General features: G+C 33.0%; 2 protein-coding genes. One reads left to right on the forward strand and one right to left on the reverse strand.

The annotated features are described in order from the left end of the window. Positions 1 to 553 precede the first annotated feature (553 nt). The gene (locus PLA23_RS11920; protein WP_324475321.1) at positions 554 to 856 is read left to right on the forward strand and encodes a hypothetical protein; all 303 of its coding nucleotides are present in this window, start codon (positions 554 to 556) and stop codon (positions 854 to 856) included. A 48-nt stretch (positions 857 to 904) separates the two neighbouring features. On the opposite strand, the gene PLA23_RS11925 is transcribed toward PLA23_RS11920, so the two are convergent. Next, positions 905 to 1492, reverse strand: coding sequence for a hypothetical protein (locus PLA23_RS11925; RefSeq protein WP_324331087.1), 588 nt, complete (start codon positions 1490 to 1492; stop codon positions 905 to 907). Between the last annotated feature and the right edge of the window lie 471 nt (positions 1493 to 1963).

A 1963-nucleotide genomic window follows, 5' to 3' on the forward strand; every position in this document is an offset into this window, starting at 1 on the left:
TTGGAATATGTACTTACCAAAAATTTTCTAAATTTTAGTCAAGCAACACCCTCTAGTGTCATAAATAATTCATTTATTTAGTTATTTAGTTATTTATTCATTTATTTAGTTATTGAAAATTACACTAACAGTTTATAAATGATTCATTCTTTTTCGAAACATTTATTTAGTGGTTGATATATACAAAAATCAATGTCATATCTGCCGTGTCCGTTTACTATTGGAAAAACAATAAAATACTGCGATAATGGAAATATTAACGGTATCAGATGTCCGTATTGGCAGCAGGACGGGAAATATGTATATGTTGAGGAACTGCTTACAAATCCTGTTATTTTAAATAGTGAATTATGTAAGTTTATACCAAATATCATGCGCGATTTTGAGGTAGTAGGGAATTACCGGTGGTATTGCACACAGTGGCCGGGAATCAGGGAAAAACGAATTGAATGTATATTACAGGACAGTGCAGGTAAAAAATACAGTGTAAATGATGTATTAAAACTGTATATCAGGGATGGGACCGGAAATCAAAAAGATAAGGAGTTATATCATGATGGAGTGGAAAGAAGAGAGCAGGCAGGTTATCACGCATACCATTAAAAATACGGTATATGATATAGAAGAGGCGTATTTTGAAGAGATCCTTAAGAATCTCGGATTATTTTTAAGTAAAAAATACAGGTACTGTGATGTGGTCAGCCCGCTTGATGTCATGAGCCAGATTGCGTATATCAAGGATCTGACTGTTCAGCAAAAGATGTATTTTGCATTCTGGATAGGAAAAAATTCCGAAAATTATACATATGAGGAATACATTCTGGCGATACTGAATGAGGATAATAAAAATGACTGAATTGTCATCTTTTTTGATACACTGATAAAACCTGAATGTTTATTATTTTTAACCTAATGGTGGGTATAAATCAAAGATTGGTGGTGGTATGATATTGATCGGGACTGTTTCCATATATTTTGCTTTATATTCACCAAGACGTTGGAGAAGCCATGATTCATAATTACCCCTGAACATATACGGCATGATGGTAACCCGGTTTCTGGTAAAAAACCTGATCGTTGATAATTTATTTTTATTTGTGCAGGTAACCAATGTAAGAACCCCGTATTTAATGAACAGATCGTATTCACTGGTTAACATATCATAAAACGGCTGGTAACGTTCCGGTTTATCAATATCCAACTGGATAAATCTGAATTTTGTCAGTTCATCATTTAATTTTAAGACATATCCGGATTCAAGCATTTCCGGGTAAATTGTTACGGTATTTAAGGTAAAGTATCTGACAGATCCGACATTATATTTGATACGTTCCCGTCTGATATAATAGATAACCCGGTATAACAGATAAAGATTTTCATAATTCAGATAATTTGCAAGACACTGGGCAAAATATTCATCTTTTGTATCAATATATTCAACGTAGCCGGTTATCCGTTTCGGGACATGCCCGTCCTGCACATCAATCTTCATAAAACCCTGCGGTAATTATTTATTTTAAAACAAAATACAGTTCAGATTCATTAATCGGATAATACGTATATTTTATATTGCTGGTATCGAGATGTAACAATAATCCATGTACCCCGGTATATCTGGATAGCAACTGGGTAATGGTATCAAGCCTGTGCTTTTCTATTGTTGAATATTCACGAATCCAGATCTCACTAATAGACTTGTATTTTGCATGGATATACCGTATTAATAATTCCACGCGATCATGATCCTGATCATTATATTCAATGAAGCCATGCACAATTAACGGGCATTCTTCGATCAGATACAATCGCTTCATGGAGTTATTATATATTTTTTACCATTAATAACAAAGGTGGAGAGAAAATAACAGGAATGAAGTTTCAGGTATAACTTCAGAAATTTCGGGTAACTTTATGCATAAATTTAATAAATTTAATAAATTTTGTACATAATGTTTGAATTTAT

Origin of the sequence: Methanospirillum sp., assembly GCF_035406105.1 — an archaeon.
Taxonomy (GTDB): Archaea; Halobacteriota; Methanomicrobia; order Methanomicrobiales; family Methanospirillaceae; genus Methanospirillum.

Bases quoted from the DNA above. Each gene is read 5' to 3' on its own strand.
- PLA23_RS11920 (WP_324475321.1), top strand. From the start codon at position 554: ATGATGGAGTGGAAAGAAGAGAGCAGGCAGGTTATCACGCATACCATT.
- PLA23_RS11925 (WP_324331087.1), bottom strand. From the start codon at position 1,492: ATGAAGATTGATGTGCAGGACGGGCATGTCCCGAAACGGATAACCGGC.